The organism is Bradyrhizobium ottawaense (assembly GCF_002278135.3).
Lineage (GTDB): Bacteria > Pseudomonadota > Alphaproteobacteria > Rhizobiales > Xanthobacteraceae > Bradyrhizobium > Bradyrhizobium ottawaense.
The window spans coordinates 8,177,843-8,195,753 of the sequence record NZ_CP029425.2 but is presented as its reverse complement, the minus strand read 5'-3'; the positions used below and the strand labels follow the sequence as shown (position 1 = coordinate 8,195,753).

At 65.3% G+C, this 17,911-nt stretch carries 17 protein-coding genes and 1 tRNA gene; 12 read left to right on the top strand and 6 right to left on the bottom strand.

What is annotated here, in order from left to right:
* Positions 1–7 precede the first annotated feature (7 nt).
* Together rnpA and rpmH are read right to left on the bottom strand one after the other, a co-directional pair.
* A complete protein-coding gene (rnpA, locus tag CIT37_RS38315; protein WP_028140828.1) occupies positions 8–421 on the bottom strand; it encodes a ribonuclease P protein component in 414 nt (137 codons plus the stop codon).
* 28 nt (positions 422–449) lie between these two features.
* Positions 450–584, bottom strand: coding sequence for a 50S ribosomal protein L34 (gene rpmH / locus CIT37_RS38310; protein ID WP_008542748.1), 135 nt, complete (start codon positions 582–584; stop codon positions 450–452).
* A gap of 361 nt (positions 585–945) precedes the next feature.
* Here rpmH and CIT37_RS38305 point away from each other — a divergent pair, with 361 nt between their 5' ends.
* The 4 genes from CIT37_RS38305 (at position 946) to CIT37_RS38290 (ending at position 4,286) form a co-directional block, all read left to right on the top strand.
* A complete protein-coding gene (locus CIT37_RS38305) occupies positions 946–2,445 on the top strand; it encodes an ATP-binding protein (protein ID WP_038947352.1) in 1,500 nt (499 codons plus the stop codon).
* Positions 2,446–2,748: 303 nt separating this feature from the next.
* Positions 2,749–2,825: transfer RNA gene (locus CIT37_RS38300), tRNA-Arg, on the top strand.
* Positions 2,826–2,909: 84 nt separating this feature from the next.
* Positions 2,910–3,266, top strand: coding sequence for a 6-carboxytetrahydropterin synthase QueD (gene queD, locus CIT37_RS38295; protein ID WP_028140825.1), 357 nt, complete (start codon positions 2,910–2,912; stop codon positions 3,264–3,266).
* Between the two features lie 117 nt (positions 3,267–3,383).
* Positions 3,384–4,286: a hypothetical protein gene (locus CIT37_RS38290; protein ID WP_095425072.1), complete on the top strand. Its 903-nt coding sequence runs from the start codon at positions 3,384–3,386 to the stop codon at positions 4,284–4,286.
* Positions 4,287–4,301: 15 nt separating this feature from the next.
* On the opposite strand, the gene CIT37_RS38285 is transcribed toward CIT37_RS38290, so the two are convergent.
* Positions 4,302–5,078, bottom strand: a complete 777-nt coding sequence (locus tag CIT37_RS38285; protein WP_095425073.1) for an IclR family transcriptional regulator — start codon at positions 5,076–5,078, stop codon at positions 4,302–4,304.
* Between the two features lie 194 nt (positions 5,079–5,272).
* Here CIT37_RS38285 and CIT37_RS38280 point away from each other — a divergent pair, with 194 nt between their 5' ends.
* Genes CIT37_RS38280 through CIT37_RS38270 form a run of 3 tightly spaced genes read left to right on the top strand, consistent with a single transcriptional unit; the run spans position 5,273 to position 9,212 of the window.
* Entirely contained in the window at positions 5,273–6,064 is a 792-nt protein-coding gene (locus CIT37_RS38280) for an enoyl-CoA hydratase/isomerase family protein (protein ID WP_095425074.1), read from the top strand.
* Positions 6,065–6,067: 3 nt separating this feature from the next.
* On the top strand, positions 6,068–8,155 hold the full coding sequence (locus CIT37_RS38275; RefSeq protein WP_095425075.1) for an acetate--CoA ligase family protein: 2,088 nt from the start codon (positions 6,068–6,070) through the stop codon (positions 8,153–8,155).
* A 22-nt stretch (positions 8,156–8,177) separates the two neighbouring features.
* Positions 8,178–9,212, top strand: coding sequence for a tripartite tricarboxylate transporter substrate binding protein (locus tag CIT37_RS38270; RefSeq protein WP_095425092.1), 1,035 nt, complete (start codon positions 8,178–8,180; stop codon positions 9,210–9,212).
* Between the two features lie 99 nt (positions 9,213–9,311).
* Here CIT37_RS38270 and rnk read toward each other — a convergent pair whose 3' ends face one another.
* Entirely contained in the window at positions 9,312–9,725 is a 414-nt protein-coding gene (rnk, locus tag CIT37_RS38265; protein WP_095425076.1) for a nucleoside diphosphate kinase regulator, read from the bottom strand.
* A 10-nt stretch (positions 9,726–9,735) separates the two neighbouring features.
* A complete protein-coding gene (locus CIT37_RS38260) occupies positions 9,736–10,200 on the bottom strand; it encodes a GreA/GreB family elongation factor (protein ID WP_244611336.1) in 465 nt (154 codons plus the stop codon).
* A 472-nt stretch (positions 10,201–10,672) separates the two neighbouring features.
* Here CIT37_RS38260 and CIT37_RS38255 point away from each other — a divergent pair, with 472 nt between their 5' ends.
* The gene (locus CIT37_RS38255; protein ID WP_028140817.1) at positions 10,673–11,338 is read left to right on the top strand and encodes a class I SAM-dependent methyltransferase; all 666 of its coding nucleotides are present in this window, start codon (positions 10,673–10,675) and stop codon (positions 11,336–11,338) included.
* Between the two features lie 12 nt (positions 11,339–11,350).
* Entirely contained in the window at positions 11,351–12,394 is a 1,044-nt protein-coding gene (locus tag CIT37_RS38250; RefSeq protein ID WP_038947359.1) for a zinc-binding dehydrogenase, read from the top strand.
* Here the strand turns inward: CIT37_RS38250 and CIT37_RS38245 are convergent.
* Complete coding sequence (locus CIT37_RS38245; RefSeq protein ID WP_095425093.1) at positions 12,387–13,562, bottom strand: MFS transporter; 1,176 nt, start codon at positions 13,560–13,562, stop codon at positions 12,387–12,389. The genes CIT37_RS38250 and CIT37_RS38245 overlap by 8 nt on opposite strands.
* Positions 13,563–13,763: 201 nt before the next feature.
* Between CIT37_RS38245 and CIT37_RS38240 the strand changes: the two genes are divergently transcribed.
* From CIT37_RS38240 to CIT37_RS38230, 3 genes are all read left to right on the top strand, one after another.
* Positions 13,764–14,420, top strand: a complete 657-nt coding sequence (locus tag CIT37_RS38240) for a LysR family transcriptional regulator (protein WP_095425094.1) — start codon at positions 13,764–13,766, stop codon at positions 14,418–14,420.
* Between the two features lie 127 nt (positions 14,421–14,547).
* On the top strand, positions 14,548–16,704 hold the full coding sequence (locus tag CIT37_RS38235; RefSeq protein ID WP_095425078.1) for an exopolysaccharide transport family protein: 2,157 nt from the start codon (positions 14,548–14,550) through the stop codon (positions 16,702–16,704).
* Between the two features lie 2 nt (positions 16,705–16,706).
* Positions 16,707–17,846, top strand: a complete 1,140-nt coding sequence (locus tag CIT37_RS38230) for a glycoside hydrolase family 5 protein (RefSeq protein ID WP_038972253.1) — start codon at positions 16,707–16,709, stop codon at positions 17,844–17,846.
* Positions 17,847–17,911 lie beyond the last annotated feature (65 nt).

The window sequence follows — 17,911 nt, the reverse complement described above, 5'->3', positions numbered from 1 at the left end:
CTCGTCATCATTCCGGTTTGCGGCTGGCAGCAGGAGCGGGGCGGGGCCCGGTACGGTCAGTCCTCGGGCTGCGTCCATTCGCAGGTCCCTTGGCCGTATGCCGCGCCGGCTTCGTGAACGCCATGCGCAGATCGTCGAGCATGGTGGCGAAGTCGCGCGAGAGCGCGCCGCTTCGTCCGACCAGGACATAATCATGATGGGGCTGCATCGACACCGGATCGAGCCGCTTCACCAGTTCGCGAAGCCGGCGCCGGATACGATTGCGCGCGGGGGCGTTGCCGTTCTTTTTGGTAACGGTGAAGCCGATACGGATCGGGCCGCCGTCATCGCGGGGGCGGCTTTGCAGGACGAACGCGGGACTGTTCACCCGCGCGCCATTGGCAACGGCGAGGAAATCCGCCCGCTGCCTCAGCCGATCCATGATGAAATCCCGGAAAAGGGGGTCCGGCTCAGGCGCTCAGACGCTTGCGGCCGCGAGCGCGGCGGGCGGCGAGAACCTTGCGGCCGCCGGCAGTGGCGAGACGGGCACGGAAGCCGTGACGGCGCTTGCGCACCAGTTTGCTGGGTTGATAAGTCCGCTTCACGGGTTTTTCTCCGCTGACCGGGCAATTTGCCTGTAGAATTGATGGTAAAGTCCCGAAGATGCGGCCCAAAACGGGCCGTTTCCGGCCCCAAGAGAGCCGCTCCCGGTGTCGCACCGGGTCATCGCGGACAATTTGGCCGGCTTATAAGCGAGCGCCTTGTTTTCGTCAACGCCGCACAAGCGCACGATTCCGGTGAATATCGCTGTTTGTGCGGGGTTTTTAACCCTTGAGGTGGCGACTCGCGATATCAGCGCTTACATCCCACCTCGGCAGATTAGCGATCCGTAATTTGACCGGACCGAGGTCGGGCCGCATCTTCATACTGCCAATCCTTCATCCGCCAAAGGCGAGGGCGACTTTCGTGGCAACGACAGACCTCCAGCCGGTCCAGGATCAGGATCAGCCGGACCCGCCGGCGATGCGCCCCCGTGGGACGCGCGGGCTCGGGCTGTCAGGCAAGTTGTTGCTGCTCACCGTCCCCCTGGTGATGATCGCGGCCGTGCTGCTCTATGTGCCCGCCATTGCCAACTTCTGGGTCAACCGGCTCAACGACCGCGTCGCCGCCGCCAACACGGCGGCGCTGGTGCTGGATGCGGCGCCGCTCGGCATGGTTCCCGATTCGCTGTCGCGCCAGATCCTGAAAAGCATCAATGCCCGCGCCGTCGCCATCAAGATGGGCCAGCAGCGCCGATTGCTCGCCAGCGACAACATTCCGGCCGCCATCGAGCATGACATCGACCTGCGCGACATGACGGCCTGGGACGCGATCACCGGCTCGTTCCGGATGATGCTGGAGACCGGCAACCAGGCCATCCGCATCGTCGGCCCCGGCGTCGGCACGGCCCAGTTCATCGAGATCGTGACCGACGAGTTGCCGCTGCGGCAGCAGATGTACCGGTTCTCCCGCAACGTCGTGGTGGTCGCGCTGATCATCGCCGCGCTGACCGCGGGCCTCGTCTATCTGGCGCTTCATTATCTCTTCGTCCGCCCGATGCGGCGGCTGACCGCGAGCCTGGTCGGCTTCCACGAGAACCCCGAAAGCTCGGCGGGGATCATCGTGCCGAGCCAGCGCAGCGACGAGATCGGGGTCGCCGAGCGCGAATTGTCGGACATGCAGCGCGATTTGATGTCGATGCTGCATCAGAAAAGCCGGCTCGCCGCCCTTGGCCTCGCCGTGTCCAAGATCAACCACGATCTGCGCAATCTGCTGGCCTCGGCCCAGCTGCTGTCGGATCAGCTCGCCAGCGTGCCGGATCCGCGGGTGCAGCGCTTTGCGCCAAAGCTGGTGCGCTCGCTCGAGCGTGCCATCGCCTTCTGCCAGTCGACGCTGTCCTACGGCCGCGCCCAGGAGGCCGCACCGGACCGTCGCATGATCCTGATCGAGCCTGTGGTGCTGGAGGTGCGGGAGACCGCGGGCCTCGCCTCCGACGCCTCGATCGCCTGGGTCGCCGCGATCGATCGCGGGCTTGCGGTCGATGCCGATCCCGATCAGCTGTTCCGGGTGCTGCTCAACCTCGTCCGCAACGCCGCCCAGGCGCTGGAAAGTCACGCCTCCGGCGAGGGTGGGGTGCAGCAGATCCGGATCACGGGAAAACGCGAGGGCGCTGTCGCAATTCTCGAGGTTTCCGACACCGGCCCCGGTGTCCCCCAGAAGACCCGGGAGCACCTGTTCGAGGCGTTCCAGACCTCCGGCCGCCCCGGCGGCAGCGGCCTTGGCCTCGCCATCGCCGCCGAGCTGGTCCGCGCCCATGGCGGCGACATCCACCTGGTCGAAGGCACCATCGGCGCCACTTTCCGTATCGTCATCCCCGACCGCCCCGTCGAGCTCCTCTCCATCCGCAACGAGCGGCAGAGGGCGTAAGTCGGCCCAAGGCCGAGTTCTTCCGTCATTGCAGGGTCTGGAGCACTCATCTATCCGTCATTCCCGGGCGCGACGACGTCGCGAGCCCGGAAATCCATAGCCACCAGCGGGGGTTATGGATTTCGGGTCTGGCCCATTGGGCCATCCCGGAATGACACCGACCCCGTCATTTCCTTGCAAAATCTCCCCATCCCGGACCTTGCCAATCGGGGCAAGAGCGGTTAGTCAGAGCGCTCTTTCGCACCCCTCCGGCGCTGTCCGGAGGCTGCCTGCGGGCTTAGGTCCGCACTGTTCGCGAAAAACGCGCCCGTAGCTCAGCTGGATAGAGCATCAGACTACGAATCTGAGGGTCGGACGTTCGAATCGTTCCGGGCGCGCCATTCTTCGCCGAAAGGTCAGGACCTAGCAGCATCTGGTCGCCAGACGGGCCCGAGACCGGATGGCGATGCCGTGTGAGGAGCGGAATGAAGATATCGCAGGCGTTCAAGTTCGAGGCGGCGCATCGGCTGCCGAACGTGCCCGAGACCCACCGATGCCGCCGGCTGCACGGTCATTCCTACCGGGTCGAGGTCCAGCTGGACGGGCCGGTCGATCCGCACACCGGCTTCGTCGCGGATTTCTTCGACATCGAAAAATGCTTCGCCGACATCCTGGGCGCGCTGGATCACCACTGCCTGAACGAGGTCAAAGGCCTCGAGAACCCCACCGCCGAGAATATCGCGATCTGGATCTGGGACCGGTTGAAGCCGAGCCTTCGACAGCTGTCGGCGGTCCGGGTCTATGAAACGGCGGATTGCTGGGCCGAATATAACGGGCAGTGACGACGGCCCTGCGCTGACTTGGCCGGGCCATCGGCTCGATAGAGCATCAGGCGACGGATCTGAGGGGCGGACGTTCGAATTGTTCCGGGCGCGGCGTTTCGGTAGTAAGTACGTCCCATGCGTACCATCGGTCGTCTGTTCTCCTGCCTCGTTCTGTTCCTTGCAATCGCAGCCGTCCCGGTGCTTCCCGCGCGCGCGGCCGAAACCTGCCCGTTCATCAGCGCCCAGGAGCTCGCCCGTGCGATGCCGGCGCTCAAATGGTCACTGATTTCAAATCAGGACGGCCGCGGCTGCATCTACCAGGCCGGGCGCGGCGACACGATGATGCTCTCCGTGTTCCGCAATCCCGACAAGGACCGCGCCAGGGAATTGTACGCGACCTTCGTCAAGACGCTTGGCGAGCGCATGCCGCTCAACGCAGTCGCGGGGATCGGCGACGAAGGCCAGGGCGGAACGAGCGCGGCCGGCGCCGAGCGCCAGGAAGCCTCGGTCGTCGCCTTGTCCGGCGATTACATTCTGCAGATCACCGTCTATCCGATCGGCCGGCGCGCTGATGAAGCGCTGCTCGGGCCGGTCACCGAAGCCGCGCGCGTGGCCATAGGCAGCGTGAGCAAGAGCAGCGAACGGTTCGGCAATTGCGAGTGGCTCACGGCCGCGGATGCCGACGGCTTTCTCGACACGGGCACGCTGACGGTGCAGCGGACCGGCGCGGGCAGCTGCATGATGTTCGATCGCGAGGCCAACACCATGACCGTCGCGGTGATCGCGACCTCGCGCGACACCGCCATCGGCATGATGAAACGCGCAGGCCCCTGCAAGCACACGGCGATACAAGAGCTCGGCAGTGAAGCGTTCGGCGAGTATTCCTGCACCAAGGGCAACGGCAACGCCGTCACCATCTATGTCTGGAAGAACGGCAGGCAGGCTTCGATCCTGTTCGCGCCGGTCAAGCCGCATCCGGAGTCCGGCTCGGTCGAGCGCCTGAAGGCGGTCGCCGGGCGGGTCTACGGGAAATTGTAACGGCGCCGGCCGGCTTCAACCGCCCGCCAGCACCTCCTTGCACTTGGCCGCGAAGGCGTTGAGGTAGGCGCCGATCTCGCTGGCCAGCGCCTCGGACCGATCGACATTCTGCAGGCTCATGTTGAGCGCGTAGACCGGAAGCCCGGCCAGCACGATGGGCGTGGCAACGGCGAGAACGCCGGGTTGCCACGACACCGCGCAATAGCCGTTGCGTTCGACCGAGCGTATCGATGTCCTGACGTCCGCAAGCAGCGCCTTCGTGGCCGCAGTGCTGCGCCGCTTGAACAGTTTCAGCAATCGCTCGCGCTCGGCCTCGGCAATGCCGGCGAGATAAGCGCGACCGAGCGACGTTAACTCCATCGGGACCTGCTGGCCGGCGACGACGTTGCGCAGTGCCGCGCGCGGGCTGTAGCGGATCGACTCCAGGTAAACCATCATGGTGCGATCCGCGGTCGCGAGCCCGACGTTGAGCCGGCGCTTGGCCGATTCGGCCCGCATCATCGGTCCGATCGCGTTGAGCACCGGTGATCCCGTCCGCATCGCGTGACCGATGCTGATGACGGATGCGGCAAGCCGGTAGGTCCGCTGGTTACGGACCTCGTCGAGCATCCCGGAATTGACCAGCGTTCGCGTCAGCCGGCTGACCGTCGATCGCGGCAATCCTGTTCGCTCCGAAATCTCGCCGTTGCCAAGCGTGTCGACGCCGGGCCGGAACGACCGGAGGATCTCGATGCCCCGTTCGAGCGACCGGTTGCCGTCAACCCCGCCCGCATATCTGCGTACCTGCGGCACATCAGCCTCCGCTCAGCGTTTCCACTAAGTGGAATTAGGGGGATGTTACGGCGGGCGCAAGCCGCTATCAGCCCAGCGAAGAAGAACGCCCGGCCGTGCTGGGGCTCAACGAGGAAACGGCACGGCCTGAAATCGGCATTCGACATCCGCAATGCGTCGCGGCGATCGATCCGACTCCAGCCAGGGAGCTTGCCATGTCCTATCAGCTCATCGAATTTTCCGTCGAGGCCGGTGTCGCGACGATTGCATTCAACCGGCCGGACCGGCGCAACGCCATGAGCGACGACATGCGCGCCGAGTTCGTCGCTGCGCTCGAAACCGTGGCTCGCGAGAGGGCCATCAAGGCTCTGGTGCTGACGGGGCGCGGCAGTGCGTTCTGCGCCGGCGGCGATATCAGCGGAATGAAGCGCCGGCTCGCGGCGCCGCAGGGCGAAGTTGCATTCAACGGATGGAGCCGTCAGCAGGGCGTGCATCACGTGCAATCGTTCCTGCTCGGGCTGCCGAAGCCGACGATCGCCGCCGTCAACGGCGCTGCGGCGGGCCTCGGTGCGGACACCGCGCTGGCCTGCGACTTCGTCATGGGCACGGAGCGATCGAAGTTCACCTGGTCCTACATCAAGCGCGGTTTGATCCCCGACGGCGGCGGCCTGTATTTTCTGCCGCGCCGGGTCGGGCTTCCCAAGGCGAAGGAGCTGATCTTCACTGGACGCGTCGTCGAGGCCGACGAAGCGCTCGCGCTCGGCATCGTCGATCGCAAGGTGACCTCGAGCGAGCTCCTGTCGGCCGCGCAGGCCTGGGCGGTCGAACTGGCTCAGGGCTCTCCCACCGCGTTGGCGTTGGGCAAGAAGATTCTGAACGAGACGTTCGAGCATTCCGCGCACGACATTTTCAGTCTCGGCAGCCAGGCGCAGGCCATCTGCTACACCAGCGCGGAGCATCGCGACGCCGTGACGGCGTTCCTTGCGCAATCCGCGTCGAAGGATTGAGCCATGGATGCGATCGAACGCCTGATCCGGCCGCGTAGCGTCGCTGTCATCGGTGCATCGGCGGACCCGAGCAAGACGTCGGGGCGCCCGGTGTCCTATCTCCGGAAGCATGGCTTTGCGGGTGCGATCTATCCCGTCAATCCGAAGGTCGAGAACATCGGCGGTCTGACCTGCTACCCCGACGTCGCCTCGCTGCCCGATGTGCCTGATGTCGGTCTTGTCCTGCTTGGCGCCGAGCGCGCGCACATCGCGGTGCGCGAATTGTCCGAGCGGGGGGCTGCCGCCGCGATCGTTCTCGCCAGCGGTTTCACCGAAGCCGGGGCGGAAGGCGCCGCGCGCCAGCAACAGCTCATGCAAGCCGCCGGCTCCATGCGGATCCTCGGGCCGAACACGATCGGCCTCGTCAACCTCACCGACAATATCGTGCTGTCGGCGTCGGGCGCGCTGGCGATGGATGACTTCCCGGCGGGATCCATCGGGTTGATCTCGCAGAGCGGGGGCATTCTCGGAGCCTTGCTGTCGCGCGCTGCGGCGCGCGGGGTCGGGCTGTCGAAGCTGGTGTCGACCAGCAACGAAGCCGATCTCGAACTCGCTGATTTCATCGACTTTCTCGCCGGCGACAGCGCAACCAGCGTCATTGCGCTCTATGTCGAGGCGATCCGCAATCCATCTCGCTTTCGCGAGTCGGTTCTGAAAGCGCGACGCGCCGGCAAGCCAATCGTCGCTTTCAAGATCGGTCGATCGGAGGCAGGCGCACAAGCGGCCGTCTCGCACACCGGCGCGCTTGCCGGCTCGGACCGCATGTATGACGCCTTGTTCAGGCAACTCGGCGTGATCCGCGCCAAAACCTTCGAAGACCTGCTCGACATTCCCGCAGCCCTTGGTGCGGGACGGAAGCTGTCCGGCCGGCGTGTTGCGATTCTCACCTCGACCGGCGGCGCCGGCACGATCGTATCAGACAGTCTCGGCGTCGCCGGCTTTGCAACGCCCGCCCCCGACCCTGAGACTGCCGCGCAATTGCGCGCCCTGCAGTCGGGACCGCAAGCCAATCTCGATCGCAATCCGATCGATGTGACCTTGGCCGGTCTGCAGCCGGATCTGCTTCGTGCCGCGATCCGCATCCTGCTCGCAAGTCCCTCCTACGATGCGCTGGTCGTCATTGCCGGCTCGTCAGCGGTGGGATCGCCGGGCCTGATGGCCGATGCCATCCACGACTGCCTGCCGCTCAGCGACAAGCCCGTCATTGCCTATGTGAGCCCCTACGCGCCCAAGGTGGTTTCCGTCCTCACCCGCCGAGGCGTCCCGGCCTACACCTCCGCCGAGAGCTGCACGGCTGCGCTCGACGGGCTCTTGCGGGCCGGAGCGCCGGAGCAGGTCCAGACACCCACCTCGCCCCTGACGGCGGTCGATGTCAGCGACTTCCCGGCGGGATCGCTCGACGAAGCACAGGCCAAAGCGCTGTTCGCCCGCTTTGGTGTTCCGGTCGTGGCAGAGAAAGTGGTCGCGACGGCGCGCGAAGCCGAGCAGGCGGCGCGCGACCTCGGCGGCCGGGTCGTGCTCAAGATCCTCTCGCGCGAGATCGCGCACAAGAGCGATCTCGGCGGCGTCGCGGTCAACCTGACCGCCGAAGCCATCGGCAGCCGCCTGATGAAGATGGCGGACGAGGTCGAGGCCAAGGTCGGGACGCGGCCCGCCCAATTCCTGGTTCAGGAGATGATTTCAGGCGGCGTCGAGATCATTCTCGGAATGCATCGCGATCCCCTGGGAACGGCCATCCTCCTCGGAATGGGCGGCGTCACCGCCGAACTGTTCAAGGACACGACGATGCGCCTGCTGCCAACGGGTGCCGGCCTCAGCCATGCCGACGCCCTCGCGATGGCGCGCGATCTCGTCACATGGCCATTGCTGGACGGTTTTCGCGGCCGGCCGAAATGCGATGTCGAAGCGCTCGCGGAAGCGGTCGTCGCTTTCTCGCGCATGGTTGCGCAATTCGGCGATCACCTCGTCGAGGCCGAAATCAACCCGGTCTTCGTGCTGCCGGCGGGCCGGGGCGTGAAGGCAGCAGACGGATTGGTTGTTCTCGATGTCTGAACAAAATCGGATGGAGCTCCAGATGGCCAGCGGCGGAATCATCAATCACGACGGCGCGCGCAGGAAAGGCTTCGCCGTGCGGCGCTGGCTGAACCTCGCCATCCTCGCTTGTGCCGTCGTGCTGGCGGTCGCCGGGCTGGGCGCCTCGCCGGCGCGCGCGGAATATCCCGACAAGATCATCAAGATCGTGGTGCCCTTCGCAGCCGGCGGCGGGACCGACATCATGGCGCGAACGACGGCGCAGGAAATCCAGACGGATCTCGGCAAGTCCGTCATCATCGAGAACAAGCCGGGCGCCGGGACCATCATCGGGACCCAGACGGTGGCGACCAGCGAGCCCGACGGCTATTCGCTGCTGATGGCGACCTTCGCGCACGCGGTCAATCCGAGCCTGTACAAGAAGCTGCCGTTCGATCCGCACAAGGATTTCGCGGCGGTCTCGCTGATCGCGCGATCCTTCAATATCGTCGTCGTCAACCCCGCATCCAAGATCAACTCGATCTCCGATTTGATCACTGAAGCCAAGGCCAATCCCGGCAAGCTCAATTTCGGGACGTTCGGCACCGGCACCTCGGCCCATCTCGCGGGCGAGCTGTTCAATGCGATGGCGAAGGTCAAGATGACGGCGGTGCCCTACAAGGGCGCGGCGCCTGCGATCAGCGATCTCTTAGGCGGACAGATCGACGTGATGTTCACCACGGTGGCGAGCGCGGCGTCGCTGGTAGCTACAGGCCAGCTCCGGGCGCTGGCTGTCACGTCAGCCGAACGTTCGGCGGCATTTCCGCAATTGCCTGCTGTCGCCGAGGCCGGAGTGCCCGGCTACGCCGCCGAATCCTGGTACGGATTGTACGCTCCGGCCAAGACGCCCGCTCCGGTGATTGCGCGTCTCAATCAGGCCATCGCAAAGGCGGTTCAGTCCGGCGCTTTCAAGAAGCTGGAGGCCAACGAAGGCCTCATCATGGTCGGCGGCGCTCCGGAACAGCTCGATCGCTATGTCGCGCAGGAGGAGGAACGCTGGCGCAAGCTGATCAAGGATGCCAACATCGAGGTGCAGTAGGACAGCAGGAGGGTGCCTGCGCATTGCGAAACATTGCGCAAGCACGCTCCGCTTCTATCTGGCCTCGCTAGAGTGTTCTGCTCGGTCGGATGACAGCCCTCATTCGGAGACGGCCAGAACGGTCAGCCCCCTGGTGCGCTTGTCCGGCGTCTCGAACTCGATCCGCTGCCCCACCGAGAGGCCGATCAGGGCCGCGCCAACAGGCGTCAGAATCGAGACCCGGTTGAGTTCGATGTTCGCCTCGTGCGGATAGACCAGCACGATCTCCCGGCTGGCACCTTTCTCGTCATCGCGATAGGTTACTTTGGAGCCCATCCTGACTACGCCGCGCAAATCGTTCTCTGCGGCGACCGACGCGCGCTCCAGTTCGCGCGCCAGAAACTGCGCGACACGGGGAAACAGATCCATGGTCGAATTCGCCAGCGAGCTGAGACGTCGCGATTCGTCTTCCGTGATCTTGATCGGCGGCAACGCCGGCTGGTCTCGCCGAATCTCGGTTTCGAAGTTGTGCATTTGATGTCTCCTATGCTGCAGTTGGTCCGGGATCGTCATCGCGCGGCTTGCTGCGCCGATGAGCCCGGAAGAGCGGGACGACGTTGGGGCTTGATTGGGTGACGTTCTGAACCCTGACGACGTTCAGGCAGCCGGCGAGGATGTATGGCATTTGGTCGCCGACCTGCAGGCCGATCAAGGCTGCCCCCAATGGTGTCAGGACCGAAATGCGGGCGGGATCCGACCAACACTCCTCGGGCCAGGCCAATTGCACGATGCGACGCGGAACGCCCCAGTTCGTGCAACAGGTGACCCATGATCCCACGGTCACGCGCGAACGGAGATCGTCCCAATCGTTCGGCACGATGTCGGCGCGGTTGATCTCACTGATGAGGAATATCCCGTCCAGGTCGCCTTTTTGGGCGGCAAGGCGGGCAAGCCGTTCGAGTCGCGGATAGTCCGATGCGGTGAGCGCGATTTTTGGAAGAGGCAGCACGGCACACTCCTTCTGCTTCAAGACGACCTCTCAGGGCGAGGTCACGAAAGCTGGAAAAGAGCCCGGACGGCGCAAGCACCGTCCGGCTAACCGCCTGCTTGGAGGCGGCCGGCGTGAAGACCAAAGCGCGCGGTGCGCGCATCTATGTCGACGACATATGCCATGACATCCTGACTATAGTGATTCATTTCACGGCGACCATTGCGGCGAAACCGCACAGTCGCGAGCGATCGAACCGTCGCCGGCAGTCTATGATTTGGATTTGGCGGCGATGCGAGCTTCAGAGTCCACGGCTCTGCTGCCAGCAACGGAACCTCCGCCGGCGGCTGACGGTCTCGTCTCAGGATTCCCCATCATTGATCTGAAGCAATGATGATCTCGACCACCAATGCTAGAATGACTCGCAAGTCGCGACTCAGGGCTCCCCGGCCAGTCGCGGCAATCGCAGCGCGTGTTGGAATCTGAGGGCTCAATGGGACGACTACTGAATATCGTGACGCCGCTGCATACGGCGACGAAGCGCGACTACATGGGCCGCATGAACGACGACAAGATCGGCTGCTCGCTGAAAGCGCGGGAATACGAGGCCGACTATTGGGACGGCGACCGCCGCTTCGGCTATGGCGGCTACCGCTTCATCGAGGGGCGCTGGGCGCCGGTCGCCAAGGCGCTGATCGAGACCTATGGCCTGAAGAACGGCTCCAGCGTGCTCGACGTCGGCTGCGGCAAGGGCTTTCTGCTGTACGAGATGCAGAAGATCCTGCCGGGTTTGAAGGTCGTCGGCTTCGATATCTCCAAGCACGGCCTCGAAAATGCACACGAGCAGGTGAAGCCCTACCTCTTCAACTATCGCGCCCAGGACATCTACCCCTATGGCGACGACAGTTTCGATCTCGTCATCTCGCTCGGCACCCTGCACAATCTTCGGCTGTACGAGCTCGAAGCGGCGCTCAAGGAGGTCGAGCGGGTCGGCAAGAACAAATACGTCATGGTCGAGGGCTACCGGAACGTCGCCGAATTGCACAACCTCGAATGCTGGGCGCTGACGGCGGAGTCGATCCTGCATACGTCGGAATGGATCTGGCTCTACGGCAAGCTCGGTTACACCGGCGATTACGAATTCATCTATTTCGAGTGATCGGGCGCTCTCATGGACATCAAGACTGCCAAGGCGGCCATTCTCGTCGAATCCGGCAAGCCGCTGATCGTCGACGAGTTCACCTTGCCCGACAGGCTCGAACACGGCCAGGTGCTCGCGCACGTGCACACGTCGAGCATCTGCGGCGCGCAGATCAACGAGATCGACGCCGTCAAAGGCGTCGACAAGTTCCTGCCGCATCTTTTGGGACACGAAGCGCTCGCCACGATCGTCGAAACCGGACCCGGCGTGGTCTCCTGCAAGCAGGGCGACACCGTCGTCATGCATTGGCGGCCCGGCAAGGGCATCCAGTCCAATACGCCGGCCTATTCCTGGCGCGGCAAGCGCCTCAATGCGGGCTGGGTCACCACCTTCAATGAATATGCCGTGGTCTCGGAGAACCGTGTCACGCCCGTTCCCGCCTCGATCGACCGCACCAGCGCGCCGCTGCTCGGCTGCGCGGTGACGACCGCACTCGGCGTCGTCAACAACGACGCGCAGATCGCCATCGGCGAAGCCGTCGTCGTGTTCGGCGTCGGCGGCGTCGGGTTGAACATCGTGCAATTCGCCGCGATGGTCGGCGCCTATCCGGTCATTGCGATCGACCGCCTCGACAACAAGCTGGCGATGGCGAAGGATTTCGGCGCCACCCACACCATCAACTCCGAAGCGGTCAAGGATGTCGCTGCCGCGGTTCGCGCCATCACCGGTTCGGACGGGCCCGACAAGGTGGTAGAGACGACGGGCGTCAAGAATCTGATCGAGCTCGCCTACGAGATCACGGCCAAGAAAGGCCGTTGTATCCTGGTCGGCGTTCCCCGCGAGAAGGCCGAGATCTACACGCTGCCGTTACATTTCGAGAAGGTGCTGAAGGGCTCGGAAGGCGGGCAGTGCCAGCCCGCGCGCGACATCCCGCGTCTCGTTCGCCTGAGCGACGCCGGCAAGGTGAGCTACCGCGGGATCGTGACCCACGAGTTCGCGCTCGACGACGTCAACGACGCGCTGGATTTGATGCGCAGCGGCACATCGGGGCGGATCCTGCTGAACATCAGCTGAGCGCGGCGGCGACGACGCCGACAACATGCCGACGCTGGCGCTGCAGCAGCCAGGCTGCTATCGCCATGTTCACGATGTTCCAGGCGATGCCATTGACCAGCGCCGAAGCGTAGGAGCCGGTCCAGTCGTAGGTCGCCCCGGCCATCCAGGCCCCCAGCGCCATGCCGGCGAGCGTGACCGAGATGGCGAGGCTGACGCGGAAGCCGGCTTCCCGCGCCGGGAACAGCTCGCGGACGATCACCGCATAGCTCGGCACGATGCCGCCCTGCGCCAGGCCGAAAATGGCGGATACGACGTAGAGTGAGACCAGCCCGTTGAACGGCAGATAGAGCGCGAGTGCCATGGCCTGCATCGCCGAGCCCAGCAGCAAGGTCGGCAGGCCGCCGATGCGGTTCAACAGCCAGCCGAAAACAAAGCGGCTCGCCACGCTGAAGCCGAGCATGACCGCCAGCATTTCGGCGCCGCGCGCAGAGCCGTAGCCGAGGTCGCCGCAATAGGCGACCAGATGGACCTGCGGCATCGCCATGGCGACGCAGCAGCAGATGCCGGCTAACGCCAGCAGGCCCTGGGTGACGGAAGGGGGCAGGCCGATGGTCTGCATCGTGCTGCCGCTGCCCGCCGCTTCGCGTGCGGCCATGCGGACGACGGGTCGCCGCAGCAAAACCAGTGACAGCGGCAGCATGGTCGCCAGGCAGAACAGGCCGATGCCGATATGGGTCTGCCGCCAGCCATACGCGGCGATGGCGTGCTGGACGATCGGTGGCCAGACCACGCCGGCCAGAGAGCTGCCGGCCATCGCCAGGGAAATGGCAAGGCCGCGGTGCTTGTCGAACCACAGCGAGACGTCGGCGACCAAAGGCGCGAAGCTGGCCGCGCCGCCGAGGCCGATCGTGAGACCTGAGATCAGCGCGAACACGAACAGGCTTGGCGCGAAGGCGGTGAGGACGTAGCCGAGACTCATCAGGACCGTGCCCCCGGCCAGCGGCGGCAGGATGCCGAAGCGATCTGTCAGGCGGCCGATGACGATGCCGCCGATCATGAAGCCGATGATGGCGAGCGTGTAGGGCAGCGTTGCCTCGGCGCGGGGCGCGTTGAAATCGGCCTGCACCGCCGGCAATGCCACGACCAGCGACCACATGCCGACGCAGCCGAGGGTGGTGAGTGCCATGGAGACGGTGAGGCGAATCCAGGAATAGAAGTTTTCGATCGACGGCGTTTCGGGTGGCACTGCGACAGGTTTCCTCGGGCTGGGCTAGGATCGGCCCTGGGGTATCGCTCGCCGTCAGCGGCGACAAAGCAGGATTTCTCTTTTGTCGAGCGAGCGAAACTCATGCATCCTGCCGGCTTCCCGCATCGCCCGGAGCCGGCCATGACGTATCTGCTGCCGCCACTCAATGCCCTGCGCGCCTTCGAGGCCGCCGCCCGCCATCTCAGCTTCAAGCAGGCCGCTCACGAGCTGCACGTCACGGCCGGTGCCGTCAGCCAGCAAGTCCGCCTCTTGGAGGAGCGGCTGGGGGTGCAGCTGTTCGAGCGACGGACACGGCAGATCATTCTGACCGCTGCCGGCGAAACCTATCTGGCGCGGGTCCGGGAGGCGTTTCGCTGTCTTGCCGAGGCCACCGCCGAGCTCAAGCCCGAGGGCGTCACAAGCCTGCTGCATATCGGCCTCCACGCCAGTTTTGCGATCGATGCGTTGCGGACGCGCCTGGCGCAGTTCCGCCGGGCCGAGCCCCAGCTCGCCATTCGCATCAGCCAGCCGGCGGGGCTGCACGAGCTGCTCGAAGGCAAGGTCGACGTCGTGATTGCGGACAGGGTGCAGCGCTGTCCCGGCTACAGGTGCGAGCCCCTGCAGAGCGGCTTCCTGATCGGGCCGCTTGGCACTGCCGATTGTCCGGAGATCGAAACCTTGCGGTCCTGCCTGCTTGGCGATGTCGAGCGCGCGCGGCCGGCCGCGCCGAGGGCGCCGCTGGCTGCCAGTGCGGCAGGCCCGGCACGCAGACCATCCAAGCCGTTCTTTTCCGCCTGAACGGGCCGGTTCGCAGGCATTTGCCATGACGGCTTCGCGCGCCGGCCGTAACCGCCGGTTAACCATGGATATTTACGGTGTCGAAAGCCTCTGAACTGTGACTGTCAGTTGATTTCGAGTCGAGCCCATGGCGTTCGGTAGCCGCGCAACTCCGCGAAGCATCGCCCCGACGGAGCCTGCGGCTTCGTGGGAAGCGCCGCGGGCTGCGCGGATGAAACCTGACGGCGCCGCGCCGGCGCTGATCAAGGGATCGCTGACCGTCACCGGTGTGCTGTCTTTCCTGCGCGAGAACGGCCGGCGCATTCTGACGCTGGCGGTGGCGCTGTTCGCCCTCGGCGTCGTCGTTCTGATGATTCTGCCGGTCCGGTACGCCGCGACCGCCCTGGTCGTGCTCGATCCCCGGGAGCTGCGCGTGACCTCGGATCAGGAGGTGCTGCCGGGCATCGGCCAGGACGCCGCGGCGCTTCAGAGCCAGATCGAGATCGCCAAATCGGACGGCTTTCTCCGCCCCCTGATCGAGCAGCTCAAGATCGCCGATGACGATGACATCGCGGGCGGTCATACCGACATGACGCGCCTGCTCGAGAAATTCCGTAACCGCCTCGAGATCACGCGGCGCGGGCTCACTTACGTCATTGCCATTTCCTTCACCTCGAACCGCTCCGAGCGGGCCGCTTACTACGCCAACGCCATCGCCGCGGCGTTCGTTGCCAGCCAGGGCCGCGTCCGCACCGAGGCCACGGACGAGGCGGCCGATTGGCTCAAGGACCGGCTGAAGACGCTGAACGAGCGGCTGCGCGCATCGGAAGACGCCGTCGCCGCCTTCAGGCTCGAGCACAAGATCCTCAATGCCGGCAAGGATTCAACCACGCAGCAATTGCGGGTGACCGATCTCAATCAGCAGGTCTCCGCCGCCCGTCTTCGCACCGAGGAAGCCAAGGCGCGCTACGAGCAGGTGCAACGCGATCTCAAGGCCAATGTCGAAGGTCCCGTGAAGCAGGACCTGCTGAGCATGCTGCGCGCGCAGCGCTCGACCCTAAATGACCAGATCGCGCAGAAGAAGGCGGTGTACGGCGAGCGCCATCCCGACCTCGCGATCTCCTACAGCCAGCTGGCCGATATCAACCGGCAGATCGAGGTCGAGCGGAAGAAGAACATCGACACCGCCAAGTCCGAATATGAGGCTCAGCTGGAGCAGCAGAACGCGCTGGAAAAGCAGCTCAAGGCGGTCGAGACGCAGATGCTGGTCGACGGCCAGGCGCTGGTGAAGCTGCAGGAGCTGCAGCGGGACGCCGATGCCAACAGGAACATTTACGAACAGTTCCTGTCGCGGTTCAAGACGACCAATGAGCAGCGTCAGCTGCAAAACTCCCAGACCAAGATCGCTTCGCCCGCCATTCCGCCGTTGCGCTCGACCCGTCCGCCGCTCGCTTTGCTGCTGGCGGCGCTGGGGATCGGCTCGCTGCTGACATCGACCGCCGCCACAGCGGCGATGACGAGCATGTCCGGCGGGCCTGGGCCTGCCGAGGCCGCCGTGCATGCGGGGGCGCAGGACACGCAAGTCCAGCAGCAAGCCCAAACTCAAGTCCAGCCTTCCGCCGCTGCCGCGCCCCGGCCCGAGGCGATGCCGCGCCTTCCCGTCTGGGCCCGCATTCCTGATCTGGCGTCCGGGACTGCGACCAACACCGTCTGGCAAAGACCGATCGCCGCCTCGGTCGAGCTCGATCTCGGCGCCTATCTGCGGCCGCTGCTCGAGCGGATCGATCGCGTGCCGGTGCGCGGTTGCAAGGTCGCCCTCGTGCTGTCGGTCGGCAAGAGTGCCGGCGGCAACACCGTTGCGCGCTCGCTCAATCGCGCCGCCGTGAACCGCGGCATGATGAGCGTATTGATCCGGCTGCAGCCGGAATTCGCAGGTCACCAGCCGCCGGTGACCGAATGGAACGACGGCTCGACCACGGCGGGACTTCAGTCGATCGACGAGCTTCTCAGTGCCGGCCGAAAGGCAGACGCGAGGCCCGAGGACGATATTCGTTCGGAGTTCGATCTGATCATCGTCCATGCCGGCAATCTCGCCTTGCAGCCCGACGCCATCGCGCTGGCGGCGCATGCGGACCTGATCGTCCTCGTGGCGCGCGCCGGCGAGCTCGGTTCGGCGGCGATGCGCCGGGTGACCGCGGCGTTGTCGCGGTATGAGGCCGTGCCGACGGGTCTGGTCGTCAATCACGCGCCTGCGGGTTCGCAGGCGCCGCACCCCGAGGGCGCCGCATTGGGTCTTGCGGTTTGACGATGACAGCGTCGCGCCGTCGTTGGCTGACTGCTGCGATGCTGCTGTCGATCTCATTCGGAGCGCCGGCCTTCGCCGACACTTGCGTGCCCGTGCCGCAGACGGTCGCGCCGGCGAGGCTCGCCGCATTGTCGCGCGGCTTCAATGCCGACGGCTGGATCAACGGTGAGGTGCCAAGCCGCGAATTGCTGCAGCAATTGCGCCGCGCTGGAATGACTCACGTCCGGTTGCCGGTGCCGGCCGAGCGCGTGATGCCTCGTTTCGCTGCAAAGGCCGAGCGCGACGAGACGCTGCGTGTGCTCGACAAGGCGCTGAAGCAGCTCACCGCACTCGGCTATGCTACGTCAGTCGATCTTCATCCCGGCGAGCGCTTCAATCGCCTGCACAAGCAGGATCCGGACGCGGCGCTGCGCGAGATGCAGGACGCCTGGAGCGGTCTTGCAGAGGTCATTCGCTCCTATCCGGCCGACCGCGTCTTCGCCGAGCTGCTCAACGAGCCCGATATCGACGCCGACACATGGCAAAGGCAGGTCGAGACGCTCGCCGGCTTCGTCCGCAAATTGCTTCCTGCCACGACCCTCGTCGTCGGCCCCGTCAACTGGCAGCGCGCGGATTCGCTGCCGCGGTTTCGTCCGCTGGACGATCCCGACATCGTCTATGCCATCCACTTCTATGATCCCATGGTGTTCACCCATCAGGCCCACTGGGATGCGCAGGATCCGCTGCACGACATCATGGACCTGCCTTATCCGATCAACGCCGGCGATCCCAAAGTGCAAACGCTGCGCCAGGATCTGCAGGCGAGGGGCGCGACCAAGGCGCTCGGCATGCTCGACGTCGCAATCGCCGCCGCCAAGGACAAGCCGCAGGCCGATCGCTGGCTCACACCGGCGCTCGCATGGCAGCAGCAGTTCAAGCGGCCGATCATCGTCAACGAGTTCGGCGTGCTGAAAGCCGGCGCGCCGAGACAAAGCCGGCTGCGCTGGCTGGCGGACGTCACCGCTTATGCCAGGGAGCATTGCTGGGGCTGGACGCATTGGGAGCTGGCGCAGGGCTTTGGCCTCGTCGATCGCAGCACCGGCAGGCCCGATCCCGACGTGATGCGGGCGCTGCTCGGCGCGCCCCGGCCCGGCCGGCGCTGACATCGCACCGGTTCGCTATCGTTAAGGAATCCTTTCACATCGCCCCGCTATCGTGCTCGACGCGC